This is a genomic window from Chryseobacterium sp. BGARF1 (assembly GCF_001677955.1).
Lineage (GTDB): Bacteria > Bacteroidota > Bacteroidia > Flavobacteriales > Weeksellaceae > Chryseobacterium.
Genome location: NZ_LELA01000244.1, coordinates 1 through 386 on the forward strand (window position 1 = coordinate 1; position 386 = coordinate 386).

At 32.6% G+C, this 386-nt stretch carries 1 pseudogene; it reads right to left on the reverse strand.

Going from position 1 to position 386, the window contains the following annotated elements:
* A pseudogene (locus AB671_RS21865) lies at nt 1–386 on the reverse strand (glycine cleavage system aminomethyltransferase GcvT); the annotation flags it as partial.

Sequence of the window (386 nt, forward strand, 5' to 3'; positions counted from 1 at the left end):
TTCTTTTTGAATTTTTAAAAATCCGTTGTAAATAAAATCTTTGGTAAATTTTGTTATCCAGCCAAGACCTGCTTCCAAAGGCGAAGTGAAATCATTAATATCATTTCCATAAAGACAATACCCCATTTCAAGTCGCAATGTATCTCTAGCGGCTAATCCAATCGGTTCAATACCTTCATCTTTTCCTGCCTCAAATATCGCTTCCCATAGATGAGCTGCGTATTTATTCTCTACATAGATTTCAAACCCAGTTTCTCCTGTATATCCTGTTTTTGAGATCAAAACATTTGGAATACGGGCGAATTCATCAATAGTGAAACTATAAGATTCTAATTCTTTTAAATTAATATCTGTTAACTTCTGTAATACTTTTAAAGATTTTGGTC